Genomic DNA, 246 nt, shown 5'->3' with positions numbered 1-246 from the left:
CTTGTGAGCCAATATAAGCTGACGATAATACCTGTGCGTTTATATCATCGTTTTGTGTAACGGCGCTTTGCCAATCAGGGCTATTAGCTGTTGTTGATGTAGTTGATGCACTTGGCGCTTCTCTTAATTGAAAATGACTATTACCTTGCGCGGTTAGCTCAAACTCACCGTTGTGATTTTTAGCAATAAACGATTGAAGCTCTTTTAGTTCAACACTTTGGCTGGTTGTAAACTCAGTTAAATAAC

Annotated in this window: 1 protein-coding gene; it reads right to left on the bottom strand. The window is 39.4% G+C overall.

Annotated elements, in window-relative coordinates; all coding sequences use genetic code 11:
• On the bottom strand, nt 1–246 hold a 246-nt coding region (locus AAEY78_RS14515), incomplete at both ends, for a protein translocase subunit SecF (protein ID WP_352340151.1).

Source organism: Psychrobacter sp. 16-MNA-CIBAN-0192 (genome assembly GCF_040309565.1).
Taxonomy (GTDB): Bacteria; Pseudomonadota; Gammaproteobacteria; order Pseudomonadales; family Moraxellaceae; genus Psychrobacter.
The sequence above is the reverse complement of the archived record's forward strand: the minus strand, read 5'-3'. Positions and strand labels throughout refer to the sequence as shown.